Source organism: Mesorhizobium sp. WSM4823 (assembly GCF_055811195.1).
The window spans coordinates 942,677-967,606 of record NZ_JBVVQL010000001.1 but is presented as its reverse complement, the minus strand read 5'-3'; the positions used below and the strand labels follow the sequence as shown (position 1 = coordinate 967,606).

22 protein-coding genes are annotated in these 24,930 nt (G+C 63.0%); 15 read left to right on the top strand and 7 right to left on the bottom strand.

Annotated features, from left to right (window positions below; genetic code table 11):
• Window positions 1–10 precede the first annotated feature (10 nt).
• Complete coding sequence (locus AC0L26_RS04595) at window positions 11–991, bottom strand: ABC transporter substrate-binding protein (RefSeq protein WP_352937196.1); 981 nt, start codon at window positions 989–991, stop codon at window positions 11–13.
• Between the two features lie 456 nt (window positions 992–1,447).
• The gene (locus tag AC0L26_RS04590) at window positions 1,448–2,353 is read right to left on the bottom strand and encodes a sugar-binding transcriptional regulator (protein ID WP_473631455.1); all 906 of its coding nucleotides are present in this window, start codon (window positions 2,351–2,353) and stop codon (window positions 1,448–1,450) included.
• 282 nt (window positions 2,354–2,635) lie between these two features.
• Between AC0L26_RS04590 and AC0L26_RS04585 the strand changes: the two genes are divergently transcribed.
• Window positions 2,636–3,541 carry a tagatose-bisphosphate aldolase gene (locus AC0L26_RS04585; protein WP_473631454.1) on the top strand — a complete coding sequence of 302 codons (906 nt, stop codon included), beginning with the start codon at window positions 2,636–2,638 and terminating at the stop codon, window positions 3,539–3,541.
• A gap of 150 nt (window positions 3,542–3,691) precedes the next feature.
• Window positions 3,692–5,143 (top strand): ROK family protein, encoded by a 1,452-nt coding sequence (locus tag AC0L26_RS04580; protein ID WP_473631453.1) that lies wholly within the window; start codon window positions 3,692–3,694, stop codon window positions 5,141–5,143.
• An 86-nt stretch (window positions 5,144–5,229) separates the two neighbouring features.
• Here the strand turns inward: AC0L26_RS04580 and AC0L26_RS04575 are convergent, their stop codons facing one another.
• From AC0L26_RS04575 to AC0L26_RS04565, 3 genes are read right to left on the bottom strand one after another with little or no spacing between them, the layout of a single operon-like run.
• Window positions 5,230–6,063, bottom strand: coding sequence for a DeoR/GlpR family DNA-binding transcription regulator (locus AC0L26_RS04575; RefSeq protein ID WP_473631452.1), 834 nt, complete (start codon window positions 6,061–6,063; stop codon window positions 5,230–5,232).
• A gap of 60 nt (window positions 6,064–6,123) precedes the next feature.
• The gene (locus AC0L26_RS04570) at window positions 6,124–6,897 is read right to left on the bottom strand and encodes an SDR family NAD(P)-dependent oxidoreductase (protein WP_473631451.1); all 774 of its coding nucleotides are present in this window, start codon (window positions 6,895–6,897) and stop codon (window positions 6,124–6,126) included.
• Between the two features lie 12 nt (window positions 6,898–6,909).
• Window positions 6,910–8,178, bottom strand: a complete 1,269-nt coding sequence (locus AC0L26_RS04565; protein WP_473631450.1) for an ADP-dependent glucokinase/phosphofructokinase — start codon at window positions 8,176–8,178, stop codon at window positions 6,910–6,912.
• Window positions 8,179–8,587: 409 nt separating this feature from the next.
• Between AC0L26_RS04565 and AC0L26_RS04560 the strand changes: the two genes are divergently transcribed.
• The 6 genes from AC0L26_RS04560 to AC0L26_RS04535 all read left to right on the top strand — a co-directional run bounded on the left by AC0L26_RS04560 (window position 8,588) and on the right by AC0L26_RS04535 (window position 14,945).
• Window positions 8,588–9,604, top strand: a complete 1,017-nt coding sequence (locus tag AC0L26_RS04560) for a hypothetical protein (protein ID WP_473631449.1) — start codon at window positions 8,588–8,590, stop codon at window positions 9,602–9,604.
• A gap of 130 nt (window positions 9,605–9,734) precedes the next feature.
• The gene (locus tag AC0L26_RS04555; RefSeq protein ID WP_473631448.1) at window positions 9,735–11,021 is read left to right on the top strand and encodes an ABC transporter substrate-binding protein; all 1,287 of its coding nucleotides are present in this window, start codon (window positions 9,735–9,737) and stop codon (window positions 11,019–11,021) included.
• 191 nt (window positions 11,022–11,212) lie between these two features.
• Complete coding sequence (locus tag AC0L26_RS04550) at window positions 11,213–12,145, top strand: carbohydrate ABC transporter permease (protein WP_473631447.1); 933 nt, start codon at window positions 11,213–11,215, stop codon at window positions 12,143–12,145.
• The gene (locus AC0L26_RS04545) at window positions 12,145–12,978 is read left to right on the top strand and encodes a carbohydrate ABC transporter permease (RefSeq protein WP_473631539.1); all 834 of its coding nucleotides are present in this window, start codon (window positions 12,145–12,147) and stop codon (window positions 12,976–12,978) included. Before AC0L26_RS04550 ends, AC0L26_RS04545 begins: the two co-directional genes overlap by 1 nt.
• Before the next feature lie 4 nt (window positions 12,979–12,982).
• Window positions 12,983–14,119 (top strand): ABC transporter ATP-binding protein, encoded by a 1,137-nt coding sequence (locus tag AC0L26_RS04540; protein WP_473631446.1) that lies wholly within the window; start codon window positions 12,983–12,985, stop codon window positions 14,117–14,119.
• A 97-nt stretch (window positions 14,120–14,216) separates the two neighbouring features.
• Window positions 14,217–14,945: an SDR family oxidoreductase gene (locus AC0L26_RS04535; protein WP_473631445.1), complete on the top strand. Its 729-nt coding sequence runs from the start codon at window positions 14,217–14,219 to the stop codon at window positions 14,943–14,945.
• A 153-nt stretch (window positions 14,946–15,098) separates the two neighbouring features.
• On the opposite strand, the gene AC0L26_RS04530 is transcribed toward AC0L26_RS04535, so the two are convergent.
• Window positions 15,099–16,703, bottom strand: coding sequence for an FAD-dependent oxidoreductase (locus AC0L26_RS04530; RefSeq protein ID WP_473631444.1), 1,605 nt, complete (start codon window positions 16,701–16,703; stop codon window positions 15,099–15,101).
• A 150-nt stretch (window positions 16,704–16,853) separates the two neighbouring features.
• Between AC0L26_RS04530 and AC0L26_RS04525 the strand changes: the two genes are divergently transcribed.
• The 4 genes from AC0L26_RS04525 to AC0L26_RS04510 are packed head-to-tail and all read left to right on the top strand — an operon-like array spanning window position 16,854 to window position 20,718.
• Complete coding sequence (locus AC0L26_RS04525; protein WP_473631443.1) at window positions 16,854–17,390, top strand: cupin domain-containing protein; 537 nt, start codon at window positions 16,854–16,856, stop codon at window positions 17,388–17,390.
• A gap of 10 nt (window positions 17,391–17,400) precedes the next feature.
• Window positions 17,401–18,177, top strand: coding sequence for an aspartate dehydrogenase domain-containing protein (locus AC0L26_RS04520; RefSeq protein ID WP_473631442.1), 777 nt, complete (start codon window positions 17,401–17,403; stop codon window positions 18,175–18,177).
• A complete protein-coding gene (locus AC0L26_RS04515; protein WP_473631441.1) occupies window positions 18,177–18,989 on the top strand; it encodes an alpha/beta fold hydrolase in 813 nt (270 codons plus the stop codon). The genes AC0L26_RS04520 and AC0L26_RS04515 overlap by 1 nt, the downstream gene beginning before the upstream one ends.
• Window positions 18,979–20,718 carry a cobalamin-dependent protein gene (locus tag AC0L26_RS04510; protein ID WP_473631440.1) on the top strand — a complete coding sequence of 580 codons (1,740 nt, stop codon included), beginning with the start codon at window positions 18,979–18,981 and terminating at the stop codon, window positions 20,716–20,718. Before AC0L26_RS04515 ends, AC0L26_RS04510 begins: the two co-directional genes overlap by 11 nt.
• Window positions 20,719–20,758: 40 nt before the next feature.
• On the opposite strand, the gene AC0L26_RS04505 is transcribed toward AC0L26_RS04510, so the two are convergent.
• Complete coding sequence (locus AC0L26_RS04505) at window positions 20,759–21,505, bottom strand: SDR family oxidoreductase (protein ID WP_473631439.1); 747 nt, start codon at window positions 21,503–21,505, stop codon at window positions 20,759–20,761.
• A gap of 103 nt (window positions 21,506–21,608) precedes the next feature.
• Between AC0L26_RS04505 and AC0L26_RS04500 the strand changes: the two genes are divergently transcribed.
• From AC0L26_RS04500 to AC0L26_RS04490, 3 genes are read left to right on the top strand one after another with little or no spacing between them, the layout of a single operon-like run.
• Window positions 21,609–22,580, top strand: a complete 972-nt coding sequence (locus AC0L26_RS04500; RefSeq protein WP_473631438.1) for a thiamine pyrophosphate-dependent dehydrogenase E1 component subunit alpha — start codon at window positions 21,609–21,611, stop codon at window positions 22,578–22,580.
• 1 nt (window position 22,581) lies between these two features.
• On the top strand, window positions 22,582–23,556 hold the full coding sequence (locus AC0L26_RS04495; protein WP_473631437.1) for an alpha-ketoacid dehydrogenase subunit beta: 975 nt from the start codon (window positions 22,582–22,584) through the stop codon (window positions 23,554–23,556).
• Between the two features lie 11 nt (window positions 23,557–23,567).
• Window positions 23,568–24,860: an acetoin dehydrogenase dihydrolipoyllysine-residue acetyltransferase subunit gene (locus AC0L26_RS04490; RefSeq protein WP_473631436.1), complete on the top strand. Its 1,293-nt coding sequence runs from the start codon at window positions 23,568–23,570 to the stop codon at window positions 24,858–24,860.
• The last annotated feature ends 70 nt before the right edge of the window (window positions 24,861–24,930 follow it).

Here is a 24,930-nt window from a genome sequence, read left to right as displayed (position 1 = left end):
TGGTTTGGACTCATTCGGAATAGAGGTACTTCGAGATGTTCGGATCGGCGATGTTCGACTTGTCCATGATCGTGAAGCCGGTGCCGATCGCAACCGGGATCGACTGGCCGGTCAGGTGGGCATAGGCCGAAACGACGCCATAGTAGCCGATCTCAGCCGGATGCTGGGCAATCGCAACGTCCACCAAGCCGGTATTGATGTTGTCGGCGATGCTGGTCGGCGCGTCGAACGCCACCACCTTGACGGTGCCGGTCTGCCCAGCTTGCTGGACGCCATTCGCCGCGCCGAGCGCCGAAAACAGATTTGCACCGAACACGCCAACGAGATCGGGATTGCGCGCGAACACAGCCTGCAGCTGCGAGGCGGCCTTATTGGCGTCGTTGTCGTTGAACTGGGTTTCGAGCACGGTGATGCCGGGATGGTTGGCCGCCATCTCCTTCTTGAAGCCCTCTTCACGCTGATCGGTGGTCGAAATGCCAGGCTTCACATTCGAAACGTAGACCTTGCCCTTGTCGCCTACGGCCTTGGCCAATGCCCGGGCGGCGATCTCGCCGCCGAGAACGTTGTCTGAAGCGATATAGGACAGCGGGAAATCCGCCTCGCCGGCGCCGGTCTGGTAAACGCCGCTGCCGATGAAGGTGTCGACCGTGATCACCGGAATGCCGGCATCATGGGCCTTGCGGAGCGGCTCGACCAATTGAACCTTGTCGGTCGGCGCGATCAGGATGGCGTCCGGCTTCTTGGCGATGACGGCATCAAGCACAGGGACTTGCGTTACCGGATTGAAATCCGGGGCGCCCTGGAAAACCAGGCTCACGCCAAGAGCATCGGCTGCCGCCTGGGCTCCCTTGCGCATGGTGATGTAAAAGCCGTCGGTGGTAAGGCCCGGAACGAGAGCAACGGTGAACTTCTTGTCCTGCGCCAAAGCGGGCGTGATCAGCGCCGTTGCGCAGATGGCGAGAGCCGCCAGGGCGGCAACAATCTTCTTCATAACATCCTCCTCTTAATGTTGGCAGATTTGCCGTTGCGATTGACGTTGAAATGGCCGTCAATTCGTTTCGGCGACGTGACGTGCTGACGGCGAGAAACGGGTTTCGCCTGCTTGCTGTTATGGGCAGCTTTCCTCCCGAGCGCCCCCCATCCGTTTAGATCAGCCAGTCGAAACCGACCAGCCTGCTGCGTGCAGTCCCGGTCCTGGCCCCCGCAAGATCCAGGGAACAGCGCCGCTCGGCGCACATGCGCCTAGTCGCGAGGTTGTAACACTTTGCTGAAAGAAATTGCAACCCCGGTATTTCCGGGTCGAAACCCTTTCAAAACCGCACAACATCTGGCTGCTCCGCAGAGCCCGTACGCACGCAGACTATTGCTCCAACTCTTCAACGACAACTGATGATTTCGCAGCGGCCGGCTCGCGAGCCGCAGTTGATGTCGATCAGCTTGGGATCGATTATTGCGGCAAGAGAGCCTCGAGGATGGCCTGAGCAGTCTTGGTGTCTGTTACCAGGGCATTGATAAGCTTGGCGCGGACGGCACCGATAATGGCCGTCGCCTTCTCCGGCGAGGCGGCAACACCGATCACCAGGGGAACGGCTCGAAGCTGGGCCGGCGACATTGCGATCATCCGGCTCTCCCCCTCCCACGGGATAAGATTACCTTCGGCGTCGAAATAATGCCTGATAACGTCTCCAGCCGCATGAAACAGGGCCTGTTCGCTCAGCGTGGCCGCGCTCGCCTCAGGCTGGTTGATGGCATGGGGCAGGCCGACACCGACGATTGCAACGTCGGTCCGCTCCCAAAGCGCGACGCTGTCGCGGATGGCCGCATCGCCTAGGAAGACCTCACGCAATTCGCTGGACGGCAGATAGGGCGCATGGATGAAATGCGGCGTCCCGCCGAACTCTTCAGCGGCGAGCCGGACGAATTCGTTGATCTGAAAATGCGGCGCCTGCTGCTGCATGCCGCCGGTGGCAGCGACGGTAAGAACGCCGGGAATGCGCGGCAGGCCTGCCCGGATCACCTCGCGAACTGCGCGCCCCCAGCCAATGGCGACCGCCGAGCCGGCCGTCAGTTCGGCTTGCTTGAGCAAGGCGCCGAGCGGTGCCGCGAGCGCCGTCAGCGTGCCAGCTGCCGGCGTCTCAATGACCGCCGCGTCACGAAGTCCTAGCCCTTCGATCAGTTGCGTGGCGATGCCTTCAGGCGCTGCAAGATCGAGAACCTCGATCCGCACGATGCCCTCTGCCCTCGCCCGCTGCAGGAGGCGCGATATGGTCGCGGTGGAGACACCGAGCCGCCGCGCGATGTCGACCTGCGACATCTCCGCCTCGTAGTGCAGTTTGGCGACCGTATGCAGCATCGTCCGCGATGCGGCCGCATCTTGTGCGGGAGGGATAGACAGGTTGCAATTCCTTTCAGCAATGTGTTACAGGCTTATCGACCGATGGGAGTTATCGCGCAAATTCGGCCGACTCGCAACGTGGGCTCGTTTCCGGAGCCGGTTGCGGGCCAGGCGGAATTCTCGGTTTGATAGCGCATCAAAGCGGCAAAAATCTCTGCCGACAGGCAGGTAAAAACTGAACCTTTCTCGTTCCACGGATCCGCGCCCTGGCGAATGGGCGCCAACATCGGACAAAAGACCATGACAAAGATGACGACCGCAGAGTTGCGCGGCTACCAGCAGATATGCGGCAAGGACGGAGCCATGATGGCCATCGCCTGTGATCAGCGCGGCGGCATGCGGAGCCTGCTCGCGTCGGCCCCTGCAGAACAGGCCAAGATCACCAACGACATGCTCGGCGACACCAAGTCGGACATCACGCAATACCTCGCCAGCCAGGCATCCTGCGTGCTGCTCGACCCGCTCTGCGCGGTGCCGCGAGTTGTCGATGAAGGCGTGCTGAATCGCGATACGGCTCTGCTCATCGGCCTCGACGCCTCGGGCTTCGACGTCTCGCCCGGCGGGTACCGCCTGTCGCGCCTCGTTCCCGACATCGACGCGCGTCGTGTTCGCGAGCTCGGCGGGACCGGCGGCAAGATCATGGTCTATCTCAGGGCCGATAGGCCTGAGGCGAATGAGCACAATATCGCCATTCTGCGCCAATGCATCGCCGACTTCGGACAAGAAGACCTTCTGCTCGTCGTCGAGTTCCTGACTTATCAGGTCGAAGGCGAAAGCCTTGAAGACTATACTGCCAAGATCCCTTTGCTTGTCGAAGAGGGCACCCGGATTTCACTGGAATGCGGGGCAAAGGTGCTCAAGCTCCCTTATCCCGGAACGCCGGAAGCCTGCGCCAGGATCACCGACATGGCTGGCGAGGTGCCATGGGCGGTTCTCTCCGCCGGTGTCAACCATGAGACTTTCCTCGGCCAGGTCGAGATCGCCATGAAGAACGGCGCGTCAGGCGTCATCGCCGGCCGGTCGCTGTGGAAGGACTGTATCTCGCTTGACCGTGACATTCAGCGGGAAAGGCTTAGGACTATCGCAGTGTCGAGATTGCGCGAGCTTCAGGCGGTGATCGGAAACTACCGGCAGAAAGCCGCTTAGCTATTCGGCGTTCACACCAGGCACGCACGGGACGTCATGCCTCAGGCCATGATCCCGAAAAGCGGAGACCGGTTTTCGGAAAAGATCATGGTCAAACAGCAAGATAGAGCCCCATTTCGATTTAGTCGAAATGAAACAGGCTCTAGTTCGATGGCCATAGGAATCGATATCGGCGGCACCAATCTGCGCGCCGCCCGCATTTCTGGCACAGGCGAAATCCTCGATCGTATTTCCGAGAAAAGCGCGCCGGATCCGGAGCTCGTGCTCTCCCGGATCGCCGGAATGGTGCGCCGGCTCGATTCACCCAGCGTTGCCGCCATCGGCATCGGCGTCCCCGGACGCGTCGATGCACGGCTTGGCGCGGTGTTGTCCGGAGGCTATGTCAACCTGGCCTCGATATCCCTGGCGCAGCGGCTGGAAAGCCTGGCGGGCAAGCCCGTCGTAATCGACAATGACTGCAATATGGCACTGGTCGCGGAAATGGCATTAGGCGCCGCCAGAGGCCATGAAAGCATCGTCATGTTCACGATCGGGACCGGCATTGGTGGTGCCGTGGTCCAAGACCGGCGGATCGTCCGCGGCAAGGGAACGGCAGGGCAACTCGGCCATATCACTGTCGACATATCGGGCGAAGCGTGCGTCTGCGGCCGGCGCGGCTGCGTTGAGACCACCAGCTCAGGCACCGCACTTGGCCGGCACATCACGCGGGCAGGCCTCGGTCCGGATGTTTCGGTCGATCAGCTTTTTGCCCGGGATGCGGACGGTGACATGCTGGCGCGCGGCATACTGGAAGCCTGGGCCAGGCCGCTGCGTGCGGCAATCGATTCGGCCGTGGCGATGTTCGCCCCAGATTTGGTCCTGCTCGGCGGCGGACTTGGCCTGGCGGCTCACAGGGCACTTGCCATCGCCCCCGCGTTGGCTCCCTGGTACCAATGCCCGGTGGAACCGGCGCAACTTGGCGACGACGCCGGTGTCATCGGCGCCGGTCTGGAGGCGCTCGCCGCACAGGCAACAGTCGCACCACCGTCGCCAGTGTCTCTGCCGTCCGCCCGGCTCGGCCGGACCAGGCGCGCCGTGCTGGTCAACGGCATCCCGGCCAGCGGCAAAAGCACGGTCTCACGCGGCATCGCCGACCGGATGGGATGGCCGCTGCTTACGCTCGATACGATCAAGAACCCGTTCCTCGAGGCGCTCGGCGGCGGCGACCGTGAATTCAACCGCCTGCTCGGCCGCGCCAGTTACCAGGCCATCTGGTCGGTCGTCGGCGAAGCTCCAGCGGGCACCACGATTGTCGTCGATGCCTGGTTCGGCTTTCAGCCGCGCCAGCTGCTCGAAGATCACCTGCGAAGGGCCGGAGTCGAACAGACCGCCGAAATCTGGTGTCACGCGCCCGGCGAGGTTCTTGCCGAGCGCTATCGCGCACGGCTCGACCAGCGCCCCGCCGGCCATCCTGGCGCGGCCTATATCCCCGAACTCATCGAACTGGCCAAGCGTGCCGAGCCGCTGCGGCGCGGGCCGCTGTTTGACGTCGACACCACCAAACCGATCGCTTTCGATGCCATCACGCAATGGCTGCAGGCGACGATTGCGGCGGATGCATAGGCAGAGCGGCCGCCTGACAAATTCGGGGCAAGTTGCAAATTCGGGGCAACTTGATTGCCGTCGGCACTTTCGACACAGCGACGGTATCACAATTTTGAACGCCCTGAGGCCGGCAAGGCGCTGACGCGAATCACCGTCACTTTTCGCTCGGCGGAGCGCAAGGACGAAAGTGCGTCCTGGGAGATGCCCTCGTCGGTGATCACCTCGTCGATTTCGGAAATGTCCGAGAGCGTACAGAAACCAGGTGCGGTGAACTTCGAGCTGTCGACGAGCAGGATCGTCTTGCGGGCAGAAGAGATCATGGCGCGCTTGAGCGAAGCCACCTCCAGCGAGGTTTCCGTCAGCAGCGTGCCCGTCACAGCCGAAGCACCTGTCATGCAAAGGTCGGCATGGAGCGTTTTGATGAAGCTCTCGCCCGGCTCACCGGCAAGGTGCCGGTAGCCGGGACGGACGGTGCCGCCCGGCAGGATGATGCGCCAGGATTTGATGTCGGCCGCGAAATCGGCGATCTCTAGACTGTTCGTCACAACGGTCAGCGGCAAATCCCGATCGGCGGCGGCGCGCACCACCTCCATAACGGTCGAGGAACTGTCGAAGATGACACTGTCGCGAGCGCTCAGCCGCTGCGCGGCCTCGCGGCCGATCGCTACCTTCTCGGCGTGCTGCAGCTCTGCATTGACAGTCATCTCGCGTTCGAAGGTGGCGCGCATCGGTTGCAGCAAATGCGCGCCACCGTGGGTACGCTCGAGATAACCCTTTTCCACCAGATGTTCGAGATCTCGCCTTACCGTCGATTGCGATCCGCCGATCGTGTCGGCGAGCTCCTGGATGCTGGCCGCGCCGCTAACGCGCAGGTGCTCCAAAATAAGAGCCTGCCGCTTGGCAGGAACGATATCGACGCGTTTGCTCGGAGACTCCATGCTTCACCCGCTTGGTAGCCGACAGGAAGGTCGACAGATTTCAGCCAAATCGGTCAATCTCTACCAAATCGTATAGCCGCAATCCACGACCACAACCGTGCCGGTCATGGCACTCGCGGCATCCGAGGCGAGGAAGAGGATGGAGGCGGCAATCTCGTCCGGGCGCGCAACGCGCTTCATCGGCGTCATCTCCATCCACACCGGCATCAGCTTATCGTCGGTGAAGCCGCCGCGCGACATGACGGTATCGACATAGGTCGGCGCGACACAGTTTACCCTCACGCCGCGTTCGGCCCATTCTCCCGCAAGGGAGCGTGTCATGTGGTGGACGGCTGCCTTTGCCGAATTGTAGTGCACCTGACGTTGCGGCTTGTTGGAAATCAGTCCGGACATGGAACCGAGCGTGACGATCGCGCCCCGGCCCCGTTCGAGCATGGGTCTTGCGAATTCCCGGCAGGACCAATAGGCGCCGTTCAGGTCGACGTCGACCACCCTCAGCCATACCTCGTCGCTCATCTCCTCCCCGCCGGTGTCGGGCCAGGCGATCCCGGCATTTGCGATCAGGATATCGACCGCGCCGTGACGCTCGTTGGCGGATCGAGCAGCTGCGGCAACGGCCTTGGAATCGGTTACGTCGAGCTGTACCGCCTCGATATCGTGGCCCTTCCGCTTCAGCTCGTCACGCCCTGCCTCCAGAACTTGCGGATCCATGTCTGATATGATGACCCGTGCGCCGGCTTCGGCGAGCGCTTCGGCCGTCGACAGGCCGATGCCGCGGCCGCCGCCGGTGATGAAGGCCGTTTTGCCGTCCAGGCGGAACCGTTCGAGAAACATGCGGATTGTCCTTCAGGCGTGTTGGAGGGTGGGGCCGGCATCGGCGTGGCGGTTGCGTCCGAGGATGAGCAGACAGCCGGCGGTGAAGCTGTCACCCAGGCCGAGCGTCGTCACTGGCTTCTCGACATAGGGAGAAGCACAGGCAACGAAGGTCCAGCGCCCCTTGCTGACAGGCGTCTCGAAGGGAAGCGGATGGAATTCGGCCGTCGGTGCGATCGCGATGGTTCGTGCGGGCTCTCCGTTCGCTGCCCTGGCGCTGGCGATTGCGCAGCCTGCCATCAGCGCGCGTTCCTCTTCCTTCGGGTCGTTCAAGGTTGCAGCGGCGGCCCATGTATCGGCATGCACGCAGACTCGCTCCAGATCAAGCCGTTCGCCGAGCGCCACAAGAGCCTCCATGGGATGATGGGCGGACGGGTTCATGGCGAGCAGTTCGGAGTGGCTCATTCCGAGCGAGGTGATTGCGCCGCGGGCGTGGGCAAAAAGCTCCTCGACTGCCTGCTGCGTCGCATAGCCCGCCAGCTCGAAATGGATCGTCTTGAGGCCGGCTGCCTTCCAGTCGCGGCTAAGAGCGAAGACGTGCCGGCTGGCGGCGCCGACATTCTCCACCGCCTCGTCGTTCAGTCCGGAAAGAAGCCCGGCGGCGGCTGACGGTGCCAGCCGACGTGACATGGCCTCGAAATGCTCGTCATGCTGAATGCCGCGGTCACAGAAGCGGACGATGACACGCGAGGAACGGGTCGGCACGGCAGCGCCGATCGCGCGGCCGGCGGTGAATTCGAAGATGAAGATTTCGGGGATGTGCGGGCCAGCGGCCGATACCGCATTCGCCGTTTTGAGCGCCCCCCTTTCCGCCAACAGAACGCCGGCCGGTATCTGCCGCAGCATCGCCGCGTGGCGATCCTCGATGGCGACCAGAGAGCGGACGCCAAGTTGCCCGAGCACCCAAGCCGCCTGAGGACCGGTTCCCCCCAGTGCATAGCGCAGCGGCAGCCGCTCGCGCAGCCATGCCGGGCCTTCCGACCAGTCAAACCGTACCTCGCCGCCCACCCCGCACGCGGCACGGGAAAGAAGAAGGTTGGCAAGTTGCGCCGCAGGAGTATCGGCGGGTGCGTCCAGAAGCGGCTGCATGTCATGCATCTCGACCCGCGCATCGACGCATGCGCTGATGCCGCACAAGAAAAGGCCTGCCGACGACAGGGCGTCCGCGCCAAGCGGACCGGACCGTGGATCGACCAGGGCGGAATAGCGTTCCGCGCACGATCCGGTGAACCCATCCCTCATGGCCGCGCTCCTCCTCGCCTAGCGACGCTGTCAATTGCTATCATTATCTTCCAAATCGTCAATGTGATTTTTGCCAACCTCGTGCCAAAATAGCGCAGATGTGCATTGTAAGCCCCCGTCTTTGCGCAGCGCAGCAAGAAATTTTGCTGCAAATGCTCAAATTGCTCCATATGTCGGCAAGAAGAAACTTTATCTTTGTAAACAATCGCATAAGGCAAATTCTCGCCTCGGCAAGCAGGACGTGCCCGCAACGAAACGCCGGAAAACGGCTTGCGTTGGCATGAAATTAGAGAGACTTAGACAGCTATTGACAGATTATGAGAAATATCCGCATATGACTCCGAGCCTGGAGCGGCGAAGGAAGAGCGCCGATGGCAGGGCAGTACAACATTTCTACCGAGGAACACCTATGCTCACGAGACTCGACAGGAAGCTGGCGAACATCCGCGCAGGCCGCTACAAGCCGACCGACTTCGTCATTGCTGATGCCAAGGACAGCGACGTCGGCGCCGGCGTGACCGCTACCGGCTTCGACTGCTCGGTCAAGCCGCCGCGCCGCCGCAGCCGCCAGGAATTCCTCGCCCAGATCGAGGAGATCATCAAACAGGACATCGTCGACATCATGCTGGTGTCGCAGTCCAACCTTGATCTTCTCGACGAGCGTGGCGCCTTCTTCGGCAGTGAGATGAAACCGGCGATCCGCGGCAATCTGGAAACGATGTGCTGGGGCGCCGTGCGCCACGGCGTCTATACCCAGAAGCCGTCGGTGCCCTTCCGCGATGCCAATCTTTCGCGTGCCATCGCCAACTATCCGACGCGCGGCACCGACCTTGCCCTCTATTCGGTTTCCTTCAGCAACGACGTCGAACTCGACATCCGCACGTTGAATGCCTTTGCCGAGTTCCGTGCCGAGGCGGCCCGGACCCACTTCAAATATTTCTACGAGGTCTTCAATCCAAACGTCGATATCGGTCTCAGCACTGAGCAAATCGGCGAATTCGTCAACGACAACATCATCAAGTCATTGGCGAGCGTGCCGAAGGCCGAGCGTCCGCTGTTCCTGAAGACATCGTATAATGGGCCGAAGGCGATGGAAGAACTCGCCAATTTCGATTCCGAGTTGATCGTCGGCGTGCTCGGCGGCGGGGCTGGCACCACCCGCGACACGTTCGAGCTAGTCGCCCAGTCGCAGCGCTACGGCGCTCGCCTGGCGCTCTTCGGCCGCAAGATCAACCTCGCCGAGGCGCCGCTTCATCTCATCGTTTTGATGCGGGCGGTTGCCGACGGCACAATTGGCCCGGAGGAAGCCGTGCGCGCCTATCACGGCGACCTGCAGAAGCTCGGCCTGACGCCAAACCGCCCGCTCGCGGACGACCGGATAATCACGGAAGACGTGTTGACGGTCGCGGCGGCCAAGGCCGCCTGACGCCGGAACTGATGAGCGGCGGAAGCATGAACCGCCGCTCCGTTTGGAACGTGACCCTCCAATGGGTCGCTGCGCCCGCGAGTAGGAGGCTTGCGACGCGCACCACGTGAGAGAAAAAGGGAGGAATATGATGAGGAAGATGCTGTTTTTTGCGACGACGATCCTCGCCGCCGCTCTTTCTTCTGCTTCGGCGGATGCCGAACAGAAAGAGGTAACGGTCTGGTCCTGGTTCGTGCAGAGCACGATGAACAAGTCCATCGCCGCCTTCGAGAAGGCACATCCGGACGTCAAGGTGAAATATACCTATTACAACTATTCGCCCGAATACATCACTGCCCTGAAGGCGGCGGCAGCGTCCGGGAGCCTTCCTGACGTGATCGGCTTGCAGCCGGGATCACTCACCCAGCAGTATCGGGAACATCTCGAAGCGGTGAACGAACGCGCCGCCAAGCAGTGGGGCGGTAACTGGGCGGACAAGATCTTCCCGGTCAACCGCAAGCAGATGCTGATGGGCAACCCGAAGGGCGACGAAAATTATTACATCATCCCCCAGGAATCCCAGGTTCTGTGTATCTGGTACAACCGCAAGATCTTCGAAAAGCTAAATCTTTCGGCGCCAAAGACCTATGACGAGTTGAAGGCTGCGGCCAAGGCGCTGACCGACAACGGCTATATCCCGATGTTCCAGGGCGCGGCCGACGGCTGGCAGAACGAGAACGTTTTCCTCATGCTCGCCAACCAGTTTTCGCCGGGCATCGCCGACAAGGCCCAGGCCGGCGAAACGCCTTGGACGGCGCCGGAACTCGTCGATGCCATGAAGGCCTGGAAGGGTCTTTTCGACGACGGCATCTTCCAGCAGGGAGCGCTCGGGGCTCATGCCTATCCGACCGGCGCGCAGCTTTTTGCACAGGGCAAGGTCGGCATGATGGCACTCGGTTCTTGGTGGATGCAGGAAAGCAAGTTCCCGCCGCCGCTTTCGGACTATGTCCAGAACATGGACGGCTTCGATTTCTTCTACATGCCTCCTGTCAAGGAGGGCAATTCCGCGAGCCCGCCCGTCGGCGGCATCGACATCGGCTACGGCCTGACCAAGAACGGTGGCAAGAACCCGGAAGCCTGGACTTTCCTTGCCGAACTCACCAACGGCGTCGGCCTGCAGGAGGCGTTGAACGACCTCAACGACCTTCCCGCCTTCGAGGGTAATTCCCCGAAGGGCGACATCACCGATCATGTGAAGGAGATTTCGGCCCGCTTCATGGCAGATCTGCCCAAAGCGGAAAACCAGCGCTTTGCCTCGCCGGCAGTCGCAGAGGCGCTCGACAATGCGCTTGCCGGCGTCGCGGCCGGCAGCATCGAGCCGGAAGCCGCGCTCGCCACCGTCCAGGCGGCGACAGAGAAGGCACTTGCTGTAAAGTAAACTGAGACGAACGACCGGGCGCAGAAGCGCGCCCGGTTCCCTTTCAGTCTAGAGCGGTTCAGCTTTTGATAGAATCGCTGACCCGCTCTAAGTGTCTGTTTTCACGCAATTCCCCAGGGAAAGCGCTACGCGCTTTTCCCGGGAAAACCGCTACGCACTTTTCCTGGAATTGCTCTGAAATGGCGAGCATCATGAGCACAGAAGCCATGCGAGCCGGATCTGCCATCACGGCGGTCAAACGGCGATCGGCCAGAGCTTCGAGGCTCTATCTTTTCGTTCTTCCGGCGACGCTTCTGTTTGTCGTCTTCATCGCCTACCCGATCCTCTGGGTTGCCGGGCAGAGCCTCTATGTCGGCACGAGTGGCGGAGCGGCCTTTGCCGGGCTTGCCAACTACACGACGGTTCTAGGCGATCCGACCTTCTGGGTCGTGGTGCGCAACATGTTTCTATGGGGCGTCATCACCATACCGGTGCAGATGCTGATCGGCGGGCTGCTCGCCTATTTCATCGAGCGCCACACCCATGCCCTTCGCGGCTTCTTTCGCACCATGTTCTTCCTGCCGGTGGTGACCTCGGTTTCGGTCATCAGCCTGGTGTGGGTGCAAATTTACGCGCCCTACTATGGCATCGCCCAGGAATACCTAAAGGACGTCGGCATCGTCATGGTGACGTCGCCGATCGGCGACCCGAAAACCGCGATCTATGCGTTGATCATCGTCAATATCTGGCAATGGACTGGTTTCTCGATGCTCATGTACATCGCCGGCATTGCCAACCTGCCCAGCGAAGTGCTCGACGCCGCCCGCATTGACGGCGCGAAGGGCTGGCGGCTTGCCGTGCATGTCATCGTGCCGATGCTGGCGCCGGCAACGAAATCCCTGTTGCTTCTGGGCATCATCGGCACGTTGCAGACCTTCCCCATCGTGCACCTGATGACCGGAGGCGGCCCGAACCGGGCCAGTGAGGTCTTCGGCACTTTCATCTTCAAACAGAGCTTCGTGCTGGGCGACACCGGCAGCGGAGCAGCACTCTCCGTCATCGTGCTGGTCATCGCACTCACCCTCTCGCTGATCCAGATCGCAGCGTTAGGTGCCCGTCTGACGCCTGCCGGGAGGCGGCCGTGATGATATCGTTCGCCCGCAGCCGGATCCGCAGCATGTTTATCCATGCGGTCCTCTTCATCGTGCTCGGCTTCTGGATGGTGCCCCAGATCTATATGCTGTCGATCGGGCTACGCACCCCGGCCCAGGCCTTCGACGCCGAGCTCTTCACCTGGCCGGTGACCTTCGACAATTTCGTCACGGTGGTCCGCGACAATCCGCTGGGGGCGATCTTTCTGAACAGCCTGATCATCACGGTTGCGACGGTGGTGATCGTGGTCGCGGTCTCCTCGCTGTTTGCGTTCGCCTGTGCAATCCTGAGGTTGAAGGGCTCGATCTTCCTCTACACCACGCTGCTCACGACCTTGATGGTTCCGCTCGCCTCCATGGTCCTGCCGCTCGCCATCCTGCTCCAAAACTTCGGCTGGGTGAACACCTATATCGGTCTCATCCTGCCCTATGCGGCGCTCGGTGTGCCGTTTGCCATGGTCATCCTCAAGTCCTTCATGGAGGATGCCCCGCAGGAACTCTTTGAGGCGGCGCGGGTAGATGGCTGCAACGCCTGGCAAACCTACTGGCACGTGGCCTTGCCGCTTGTACGACCGGCCCTGGTCTTCGTGACGATCTGGCAGTTCATCGTGACATGGAACGAGTTCTTCCTCGCTCTCATCATCCTCACCAAAAGCGAGATGAAGACGCTCACCATCGTGCCGATGCAGTATTCCGGCCTCTACATGGCCAATCCGGGTGCCCTCTTCGCAATCCTGACGCTGATCGCCCTTCCCCTCATCCTCCTCTATGTGCTGGTGCAGCGCGCCTTCGTGCGTGGCCTGCTCGCCGGTGCCGTAAAAGGTTAGATCCATGGCGACGCTTTCGATCGACAAAGTCACCAAGGCGTTCGGCAACACCACGGTCATTCCGGAACTGTCGCTGACAATCGAGGACGGCGAATTCTGCGTACTGGTGGGACCGTCGGGCTGCGGCAAGTCCACGCTGCTTCGGATCATCGCCGGGCTGGAACCCATTAGCTCCGGCCGGATCCTGGTCGATGGCGTCGATATGAGCGATGCCGAGCCACCGGAAAGAGGCGTGGCCATGGTGTTCCAGTCTTATGCGCTCTATCCGCATATGGATGTCGGCCGCAACATCGGCTTCGGCCTGAAGATCGCACGGACGCCTGCCGCCGAGATCGTTGAACGTGTAAGCCGCGCTGCCGAAAAACTGCGGCTCGGCTCCTACCTTAAGCGCAAGCCGCGAGAGCTTTCTGGCGGGCAGCGTCAGCGCGTTGCGATCGGCCGCGCCATGACACGCAAGCCGAAACTCTTCCTGCTCGACGAGCCACTCTCCAATCTCGATGCGGCGCTGCGTGTCGGCATGCGCGTGGAGATCGCGCGCCTGAAAGCCGAACTGGCGTCCACCATGGTCTACGTCACGCACGACCAGGTAGAGGCCATGACGCTTGCCGACCGCATCGTGGTCATGAACAGCGGGCGCATCGAACAGGTCGGCACACCGCTCGATCTTTACCACCGGCCAGCCAATTTGTTCGTTGCCGGTTTCATCGGTTCGCCGGCGATGAATTTCTTGAATGGCAAGGTTGTTGCCATTCAAGGCACGGTCGCGACTGTGGCTCTGTCCTGGGGGCCGATGCTGGACATTCCGGTCGAGCGGCGTATCGAGCCCGGCGACATCGTTACGCTCGGCATTCGACCGGAACACGTTGAGCTTGCGGGCGAAGGACAGGCCAATGCCCATGTCGTGCAGGCTTCTATGGTCGAACTCCTCGGTAGTGACACCTTCATTCATGCCAATGAACGCGAGGAAAGCCTGGTCATCCGCGACAGCCGCGGCCGGATGGTGCGGGCGGGCGACTGCATCTCAATCTCGCTGCCGACCCGCGTCTGCCATCTTTTCAACGAGTCCGGAGACAGAATTTCCGATGCCGCCGCAGCGTATGCGGAGCCCGTTCCCCTCTCCCCCAGGGAACGCGTCAACTGACCCATGAGAAGCAACACAGTCCGGCAATCGATGGTCTTCGGAGACCGGACGCTATGGAATGCCCCGACACGAGCAGAAACAAGGACGAGGAGGAATCATGACGGATTTTCAGGGTAGAAAGATCCTGGTGACGGGGGGCAGCGGCGGTATCGGTGGTGCCACCGTGCGGCACCTGGTGCGTGCAAACGCCAACGTCATCGCGGCAGGGCGCTCCCGCGAAGCGCTCGATGCGATCGCAAAGGAGACGGGCTGCCGCACTGTGACCTTCGACCTTGCCTCGGAAGACGAGATTCGCGGCGCTCTCGAAGGGCTCGACCTCTGGGGGGTGGTCAATTGCGGCGGTTTCGGCGGCGAGATCGCGACGCCAATGGATACCGATATCGCCATTTTCGACAAGGTCATCACCATCAATGCGCGTGGTGCGCTATTGGTCACCAAATATGCGACGCAGCAAATGGTGCGCATCGGCAAGGGCGGGGCGATCGTCAATGTTTCCAGCCAGGCGGCGCTGGTCGCGCTCGAGGGGCACATTTCCTACGGCTCCTCGAAGGCCGCGCTCGAAAACATCACGCGCTGTTCGGCTTTGGAGCTGGGCAAATACGGAATCCGCGTCAACAGCGTCAATCCGACCGTGGTCATGACACCAATCTCGTCCGGCCACTGGAGCCAGCCGCATGTCGCTGAACCCTTTCTGAAGCAGATGCCTCTCGGCCGGTGGGCAACGGAGGACGAAATCGCTGGGCCGATCGTGTTCCTGCTCAGCGATGCGGCCTCGATGATCACGGGGATTTCGCTTCCCATCGACGGCGGCTATACCTGCCGATGAGCCCGAGATCGAGAGTGAGATAGTAGGACGGCAAATCTGGCGCACGCGCCTTGCCGCATCATCAACTCGATGATGGACGATGCCCGGTGCCAATGGCCGAAGGTCGACGTAATCGGCGGCGCGATCGCGCGCGCCGGCCTCGGCATCCCGCAATCACCGGTTCTGCTGCAAGATTGTCTCGCCGGCGATGAAGCCCCATGTCAAATTGGGGCCAAGTGTCGTGCCGGCGCCCACGGCGCGCGTGCCAACGGGATTGGCCATGGCGAGCCCTGCCGCATAGAGGCCGGGAATGATTGAGCCGTCCGCTCTCAACACCTGCGCTCGCTCGTTGGTGCGGGCGCCGCCCTTGGTACCGAGAATTGAGCGATTGATCGTCATGCCGACATAGGGAGGCTTGTCAATCGGCTTCAATCGGTTCTCGGGCCCATGCGCCTTGTAGTCCTCCCAGCCGTTCTCACCGCAGCGGAAATCCGTGTCGCGGCCCTTCGCGCAAAACTCGTTCCAGCGGGCAATCGTCTCCTCGAGCGCCACCGCCGGCAACCCGAGCTTGGCGGCGAGGCCACCGATCGTGTCGGCCTTCTTGACCCAATCGCGCTCGTAGGAGGCGTACCAGCGGAAAGGCAGCGACGTTTTCAGGAAGCGGTGATCGCCAATGAGATAGCAGGGCAGATTGACGGGAGAACCATCCGCCCCACGCGCGTCAATCGCCTCGCCGATATTGAAGTCGTTCTCGCTGACAAAGCGCTTGCCCCCGCGATTGACCACGATCGAATGCGGCTCGGCCTGAAAGGTCATCGGCAGACCATGCTTCTGGCCCTGGTAGCGTGTCGGCAGGCAGGGATAGACGTTGGCCTGGTCCATGCGGTCCAATTGCGCGCCGACGGAAGCCGCGAGCTTCTGGCCGTCGCCCTCATTGCTGCGCGGGCTGCCGATCCGGTCGAAGGCACCGGGGAAATGGCGCATGCGCATTTCGGCATCCCATTCGAAGCCCCCGCTGGCGATCACCACGCCGCGGCGCGCGAGAATCCTCGTTCGCTGGCCGTCGCTCTCCACTTCCGCACCGATGATGCGGGAGGCCGGTTCCTGAAGCAGGGTGACCGCGCGTGTTCCCAGCCGAAAGGCGACGCCGGCATCGAGGCAGCCCTTGATGAGCCCGGTCATCAGCGCCGTGCCTTGCGCGCCGGAATTCGTCAGCCATCGCCAAAGCAGCTTCGGCCAGACCTTGAACCCGGCCCGGATGGGGTGGTGATAGAGATCGAGGTCGACCACCTCCTGGTAGGTGAAGCTGTGCGGCAGAGTGGAGCGGCGCAACCGGGCTGCAAACCTGCCCAGGATGCGGCGGCTGAGTGGTCTGGGCGAGACCATGCGTCCGTAGAGCTTGCCGCCCGGCGCTTCGGCAAACGGGTCCGGCTCGTTGACCAGGCGAAAATCGAGCGGCGTGTTGGAGGACAGGAACCGCAGCATGTCCGGCGCGGCCCTGACGAAGGTGCTCCAGAGCGCGTCCTCCTTGCCTGCCCAGCCCTCTGGCGAGACGTGGCGCAGATAGGTCAGCGCATCTTCGCGGCTATCGGCAATGCCGGCTTCGGCCGCGGCATGGTTGGCAGGCACCCATACGCCGGCGCCTGACATGGCCGAGGTGCCGCCGAGCCATTCGCTCTTTTCGATCACCAGCACCTTGAGACCGCCCTTGGCGGCCCTCAGCGCCGCCGAGCAGGCCGCCGACCCCGAACCGATGACCAGAACGTCGAATTCATCCATTGGCGTTCCCCTGCTTTTCGTCGCCGCAGCACTATAGGGGCAGGAAATTAAATCTGTCTACTATTGTGTCGACACTTTTTGCGCTGTAGCTTCCTAGGGTCGGCAGCTTGCCGGCATGATCCTCGCAGCTCCTTTTCGAGAGGCAGAACCATGGACGATACGAGCCTTCCAACCGCCCCGTCCGGCATCCATGTTTCCGGATCGGATGCACGCGAAAGCTACTGGCAGCCGGTACCGGCAAACGGCCATATCGACGTGGCGCTCGCGCCGCACATCGTCGGCATGGAGCACCCCTTTGCACTGGGCACCCAATCGGTGGCGCCCGGAGGCTATGTGCGCGAGCACACGCATGAGCGCAACGAAGAGGCGATCTACGTCATCGAAGGTCATGGCCGCGCCGTGGTCGAGGGCAAGGAATATCCGCTCAGCCCGGACAGCGTGGTGTTCCTGCCGAAGAATGTCAGGCACATGTTCATCAATGACGGCGAGACGCGCCTGCGCTGGCTCTGGCTGATCGTGCCCAACGGGCTGGAGGACTTCTTTCGCCTTATCGGCAAGCCGCGCAAGCCGGGTGAGCGCGTGCCATCCAATTTTCCGCGGCCGGAGAACGTGCTTGAGATCGAGCGCAAGACAGTGTTCGGGGCAGATCTCACCGACAAGTTCGATCCCACGAAGCAGAACCCTTAAGAAGCTCCAGATGCTGACGCTCGGCCTTATCGGCTACGGCACGGTCGCGCGCGGGATTGTCTCGGCTTTCCCGCCGGACTCGGTCGGCTGGATAGCGCTTCTGCGCGACGGCGCCAGCCCTGCTTTGCCGGCTAATGTGCGTGCAGTCACGCAGCTCGACATGCTGATCGGCGCCCGCCCCAAAGCGGTGGTGGAAGCAGCAGGTCAGGAGGCGGTGGCCGCTTATGTACCCGCGATTCTGGAAGCCGGCATACCGACCGTCATCGCTTCGATCGGCGCACTTTGCGATCCAGCACTTGCCGACCGGATCGCCATCATCCGCCGCAAAGGTGGCGCGCGCGCTGTCCTGCCTGCCGGCGCTCTCGGCGGCCTCGACTACCTCAGGGCGATTGCGGCACTTCCCGACGCACGCGTGCGCTACACCTCAAGAAAGCCGCCGGCGGCCTGGCAGGCCGAACTTGCCACTCTCGGCCTGTCGGCCGAGCACGAGGAGCTGATGCTTTTCGAAGGCACGCCTGACGAAGCGACAAGAGCCTATCCGAAAAACCTCAACGCCGCCTTCGCCGTGGCGCTCGCGGCGGGCGTCGGCAAGGTGACGGTGCGTGTGATCGCCGATCCGAAAACGACCGGCAACACCCATGAAATCGAGGCCGAGAGTTCCGCCGGCACTGCCTCCTTCCACTTCACCAACGCGCCGTCGCTCGACAATCCTAAGACTTCGGCGCTCACGGCGCTCAGCCTGTTCGCGGCGCTTGACGAGCTGCTCGATGTGGAAGGCCATCGCTGATGCCCTTCTTCACCGCTGCCGATGGCTGCCGCATCCACTACGAGACATCAGGCGCCGTTGGCCCGTACGTCGTTCTCATCCCGGGACTTGGCGGAGACGGCAGGTTCTGGTCAGGCGTGGTGCGCCTGCTGGAAGTCGACCATCGCGTGATCGTCACCGACCATCGTGGCGCGGGACGCAGCGACCGCCCGCAAAGCCCGTACTCCATTCCCCTGATCGCCAGCGACATTGCCGCCCTGCTGGCGCGCACAAGTGGACCGGCGCATATTGTCGGGCATTCCACCGGCGGCGCCGTCGCGCAGGTGCTGGCGCTCGATCATGCCGAACTTGGCCTGAGCTATACGATCAGCAGCTCCTGGGCGCGAGCAGACGCCCGTTTCCGCACGCTCTTCAGCGCTCGCGCAGAACTGCTTGATGCCGGCATGGCCGAAACCTATCAGCGCCTCGGCCATGTGCTCTGCCATGAGCCGTCCTATCTCGAGACGCATGCCGGGCAGCTCGAGGCGGCGGTCGCCGACGCTCCTCGTACCCTGGCTCCGCTGACCGTGGCAGCTGCGCGGGTGCGCATGCTGCTCGACCACGATCGCCTTGCCGACCTGTCTGATATCGCCGTCCCGGTTCAGGTGATTGCCGCTGCGGGCGATATACTGACGCCGCCCGCTCTTTCGCATTCTATTGCCACCGCGATGCCGCAGGCGACCTATGTAACCGTTGGTGGCGCGCATTTTCATCCCCTCGCCGACCCCGGGGGTTTTGCCGCCATCGTTCGTCAGTTCATTGCCAAAGCCGACAGCAGACATCATGACCGCTGAAATAGACCCCGCTCTTATCGACCGGCGCCTGAAGCCCGGCGCCGAGCTCCTTGACGAAGGACGCAGGATGGCGCGCGACTGGCGGCTCGGCAGTTGCCGCTTCCTGGCCGAGACCGGAATGCCGTCCGAAGCCGCATGGAAACGCAAGGCGGCGGCGGAGAAGCGCGTCATGCAGCACGCCCATATCGGCTTTCGAAGCGTCGACCGCACCATAGAGGCGATCGGCGAAGTGCATGAGCAATGCCGGAAGGCCGGCGTGACGGTCGACCGTTTCGGCATCACCCTCGACTGGTCGATGGGCTATCCGCAAGCCATGCGGGCCAAGGCCGCGCGCGGCACCGGCATCGTACTCGCCGGCCCGGAGGATTTCGCTCGCATCACCAATGCCGCGCCTGCCGCCGCCCATTTCGGCGATTTCATGCTCGGCCTGCCGGCCGCGGTGGAAAACACGCGCGCCGCGATCGCCGCCGGAGCGACCGCCGTGGGCAATCTCGGACAATATTTCACTTTCCGGCTGCCCTATTGGGACGACGACGTGGCGACCACCGAGGCGACCGTCACCGCGCTCGGCCTCATTGCCGAGCAGGATGCCGAGATCCTCGTCCATTCCAATCTCGATGACGGATTCGCTGGGCTGTTCATCGACATGGCCTGCGCGCTCGGCATGGTGCTGATCGAAAAGCACATCGTCGAGGACCTGATCGGCGCGCGGCTCGGCCATTGCTACGGCCACCACTTCAGCGATCCGCTTTCGCGCACCGCCTTCCATGCCGCACTGGTCCGGGTCAGCGACACGCCGGGGACGATGATCTTCGGCAATACCGTCTCCTACCAGTCGACCGCGTCGGGCAACTATGCAAGCCTGGCCAGCTATCTCCTGGCAGACATACTCGCTGTCGGACGCTGGCCGTCCGGCCATGCGATCAATCCGGTACCGGTGACCGAGAACCAGCGCATTCCCGATGTCGACGAGATCATCGATGCGCAGACCTTCGCGCATCGGCTGACGCTGCATGCGCCGTTCTACGATCCGGTCTTCGACTGGGCAAAGGCCGAGGCTATGGCCGATGTGCTGGTCGAAGGCGGGCGCCGCTTTGCCGATGCCGCCCTTGCGGGTCTCGTGGAACGAGGCGTGAATGTCGAGGACCCCGCCGCCCTGATGCTGGCGATCCGCCGCATGGGACCAAGGCGCATGGAGGCGCTGTTCGGCCCGGGCGCGGCCGGCTCGAGCGGGCGCACGCCGCTGATCCATGCCGAATGGGCCCGCGAACTGAACCACAAGGCAGCCACCTGGGTCGCCAGGCAGCGGCCGTTGAACACTGCAAAACCCCTCATCATCTGCATCGGCACCACCGACGTGCACGAGCATGGCAAATATCTCGTCGAACAGGCGCTCCAACGTATGGGCATCACCATTGCCGATGCCGGGGTTGCGGTCGATCCTGAAGCGCTCGTCGCCCGCGCCGCCGAAACCGGGGCGGACGCCATCGCGGTCAGCACCTATAACGGCGTGGCGCTGCGCTATGCGCAGGCGGTGAAGACGGCGCTTGCCGCACGCGGACTTGTCCTGCCGGTCCTGATTGGCGGACGCCTCAACGAAGTCCCCAAGGATTCCAATTCGGGCCTGCCGGTGGACGTGACCAAGGAGATCGCGGACCTTGGCTGCCTGCCATGCGCCGACCTCGACGAGATGCTGAGAGGCTTGCGCGCCATCCGGCCTGTTGCCTGAAGCGGCAGGCTCCGTTTGCCGCCGCCGACGGGTGCGTGCCTCACCAGGCGGTCATGCCGCCGTCGACTGTCAGGATCGAGCCTGTGGCGAAAGAGGATTCGTCGCTGGCAAGCCACAGGATTGCATTGGCGATTTCAACCGGTTGCGCGACGCGGTTCATCGGCGAACGCGCATTCAGTGCCGCGACGAACCCCTGAGGATCGGGATGGCTTTCCAGCATGCTTTCGAAATAGTTCGACCAGGTGACACCGGGCGCCACAGCGTTGACGCGGATATTGCCTGCGACATGGTCGAGCGCCATGGCACGCGTCAGCGCCGCGACGCCACCCTTGGAGGCGACATAGGCCGCCCGGTCGGCAAGGCCGACATGGGCGACGTTGGAGGCGGTGTTCACGATAACGCCGCCGCCACCCGCGGTCATTACGGGAATGACATATTTGGAGCAGAGGAAGACGCCCTTGAGGTTGACGGCCATGAGCGCGTCCCAATCCGCCGCCGCGGTGGTGACGACCGAACCGCGTATGCCGTAACCGGCATTGTTGACCAGGATATCTACTTGCCCGAATGCGTCTTGCGCGCGTCGCACCATTGTCGCGACGGAAGCTTCGTCCGAGACGTCCGCCTCCATGGCCAGCGCGCCGGCCCTGCCGGCCACCTCGCCGGCCCGGGCACCGTCGCGGTCGACGGCCATGACGTGCGCGCCCTCCTTCGCGAACAGTTCCGCGACGGCGGCGCCGATACCTGCGCCAGCTCCGGTGACGATGGCTGCTCTGCCCTTCAAACGCATCATAGATCGCCTTTTCAAAAACTTGTTTTGCGCTATCTTGCAGAAGTCCTTGCAAAGTGTCGACACTTTTGTATTTAATTTCGCCACGAGATCGGGGACCGCCGTGAAAAACACTCCTTCCGTCGAACAACAGCTGGAAATCTATCGCCGGATGCTGCTGGTGCGGCATCTGGAAGAGAGCCTAGGTGCGCTTCACAAGGAAGGACGCACGCGCGGCCCGATCCACCGCTGCGACGGCCAGGAAGCCGTCGGCGTCGCCGCTACCGCAGTGTTAGAGGCCGGCGACAAGGTCACCACCACCCATCGCGGCCATGCGGTCTATATCGGTAAGGGCATGGAAATGCGTCCCGTGGTCGCCGAGATTCTCGGCCGGGCCACCGGCGCCTGTGGCGGACGCGCCGGCCACATGCTGATAGCCGATGCGCAAAAAGGCGTGGTCGGCGGCAACGCCATTGTCGGCGCCGGCATTCCGGCGGCCACAGGGATGGCGCTGTCCATGCAGATTCTCGGCACCGGCAATGTCGCCATGTGCATTTTCGGCGATGGCGCCGCCCAGACCGGCATCTGCCACGAGGCGATGAACATGGCGGGGCTTTGGAAGCTGCCCGTCGTCTTCGTGCTCGAGCACAACCAGTTCGGCCTGACCGTTCCCTCCGATGTCCAGTCGCCAGTCGAAGATTTGTCGATCCGCGCCGCCGGCTACGCGATCCCGGCCGAGATCGTCGACGGCAACGACGCGGTGGCCGTCTACCGCGCCGTCTCGGCCATGGTCGAACGCGCCCGGCGCGGCGAAGGCCCCGGCATGGTCGAATGCAAAACCTATCGCATCGAAGGTTTTTCCACCTCCGACATGGGCGGTTACCAGAAGCCGGAGGATATCGCCGCCTGGAAGGCGCGCGATCCGCTGCAGATTTCGCGCACGGCACTTCTCGGCGAATTCAGCGAGGCGCAGCTCGCCGGGATCGAGGCGGCGGCCAAGGCCGAGGTGGCCGAGGCTTTCGAGACCGCGCTTTCCGATCCGATGCCGGAATTTTCCATCGACGAAGCCTGCAATCCCTACAGCGAGGCGCACTGACATGGCCATGATGCGATACGCTGAAGCGCTGAACGCCGCGCTGCGCGAAGAGATGCAGGCCGACCCCTCCGTCTTTCTCTTCGGCGAGGACATCGGCCGCTATGGCGGCGTCTTCAAGGTGACGAAGGGGCTTATGGAGGAATTCGGCCAGACGCGCGTGCGCGACACGCCGATCTCCGAACAGGCGCTGGCCGCCATGGCGGTGACCGCCGCCATGACCGGCACGCGGCCGGTGCTGGAAATCATGTATGCCGATTTCGTGCCGCTGACGCTCGATGCGCTGGTCAACCAGGCATCGATCTACAACTACATCTGGAACGGCCAAGTAAAGATGCCGTTCGTGCTGCGCACGCAGGGCGGCGGTGGCGCCGGCGCCGGCGCACAGCACTCCAAGGCGCTCGATTCCATGCTTGCCCACATACCCGGCATCAAGGTCGTTGCTCCATCGACGCCCGCCGACGCCAAAGGCATGCTGAAGGCCGCCATCCGCGACGACCAGCCGGTCGTCTTCCTCGAGCACAAGCTGCTTTACAACACTCGCGGCGAGGTGCCGGAAGGTGACGTGACGGTGCCGCTCGGCAAGGCGGCAACCATGCGCGAAGGCAGCGACATCTCGATCTTCGCCACCTCCAAAATGGTGGTCGAGGCGCTGAAAGCCGCGGATCTTCTCACTGCCGACGGTGTTTCGGCCGAAATCATCGATCTCCGGTCGCTCCGCCCGCTCGATGTCAATGCCATTACAGCCTCGATCTCGAAAACGCACCATGCCGTGGTGGTCAACGAGGGCTGGCGCTTCTGCGGCTATGCCGCCGAGCTTTCGGCAACGATCATGGACCACGCCTTCGACGAGCTGGACGCGCCGGTCGCGCGCGTCACGCTGCCGGACATGCCCATCCCCTATTCCGAACCTCTGGAAACGGCGATGCTGCCGAGTGCCGAGAAGATCCGCGCCGCCGCGCTGAAGACGCTGAAGTGACGGGGGCAGCAATGGCGACCCATCCGATCAGCATCGACAGCGCCGGCGGCGAATATATGGAAGCCGTGCTGGTGGTTGCCTGGGCGGTGAATTCAGGCGATCCGGTCAAGGCGGGCGATCTTGTCGTTACTGTCGAGACAGCCAAGGCGGCCACCGAAATCGAGGCCGACCGCGATGGTTGGCTGGCTGAGATCTTCTTCGCCGAGGGGCAGGAAGCGCCGGTGGGCGCGGTGCTCGGCACGATCGCGGACGAAAAGCCCGTGCCTGGCCACGCGCCCACGCAAGCCATGGCAGCCGCCGGCTCAGCCAATCCGCCGGTGCTTACAGCGATTGACGCTCCTTCCCCTAACCCGCAGGCCGGCAGCCGCGCGATTGCCAGTCCCCTCGCCCGGAGGCTTGCCGTTTCGGCCGGGCTCGACCTTTCCACCATCCCTGGAAGCGGCCCCAACGGGCGCATCAAGAAGCGCGACATCGATGCCGCCCTTACCGCTCTCTCGAATGAGCACAGCGCAGCTGGCCAGTCGAGGTCGGCTGCGGTTGGTCCCCGGGTGTCAGCCGTTTCCGCACCGGCTCGGCAGACGGCGCCGATCGTCCTTATCCACGGGTTTGGGGCGGATCGCTCCGTTTGGCGTCAGGTTATTCCCTTGCTCGAGCCGGGGGTCGAGACGATCAGCCTCGACCTGCCTGGCCACGGTACCGAAGCAGCGAGACCCGCAACGAGCATCGAGGAGATCGCCTTTATCCTCTCCGACCGGTTGGAGGAGATGGGGGCGGAGAATGCTCATCTCGTCGGCCATTCGCTCGGCGGTGCGGCGGCTCTTGCGCTCGCCAGGCTGGGCCGTCTCACCGTACGCTCGGTCACGCTTCTCGCGCCCGGCGGGCTTGGCCCCGAGATCAATTCAGGTTTCATTGCCGGCCTTGCCCGCGTGACCACAGTGCAAGCCCTGGAACGGTGGCTGACGGTCATGGTCGGCGACCCCTCGGCGCTGCCGGACGGCTATGCGCAGGCCGCGCTGAGACAAATCGAAAAGATCGGTAATCGCGACGCGCTCGCGGCGATGGCTGAAAGCCTGTTCCCGGACGGCACGCAGGGCTTCGATCTGGCAACCGCACTCGCCGAGCTCGACGTGCCGACGCGGCTCATCTGGGGCAAGCTCGATCGCATCATCCCGGTTGCCCATGCGGCCCGCGCGCCAGGCTTCGCCGCGGTTCATCTTCTCGATGGCATTGGCCATGCAGCGCAGATGGAGGCGCCGGCGCTGACGGCCCGGCTCATTACGGAGACGGTGCGCAGCGCCGGCTGAACCGGCAGCCGACCGACCCGCGGATCAACCGCGAGAGGCAGACAAGACCACACCACGCCGGCGCCGAGGG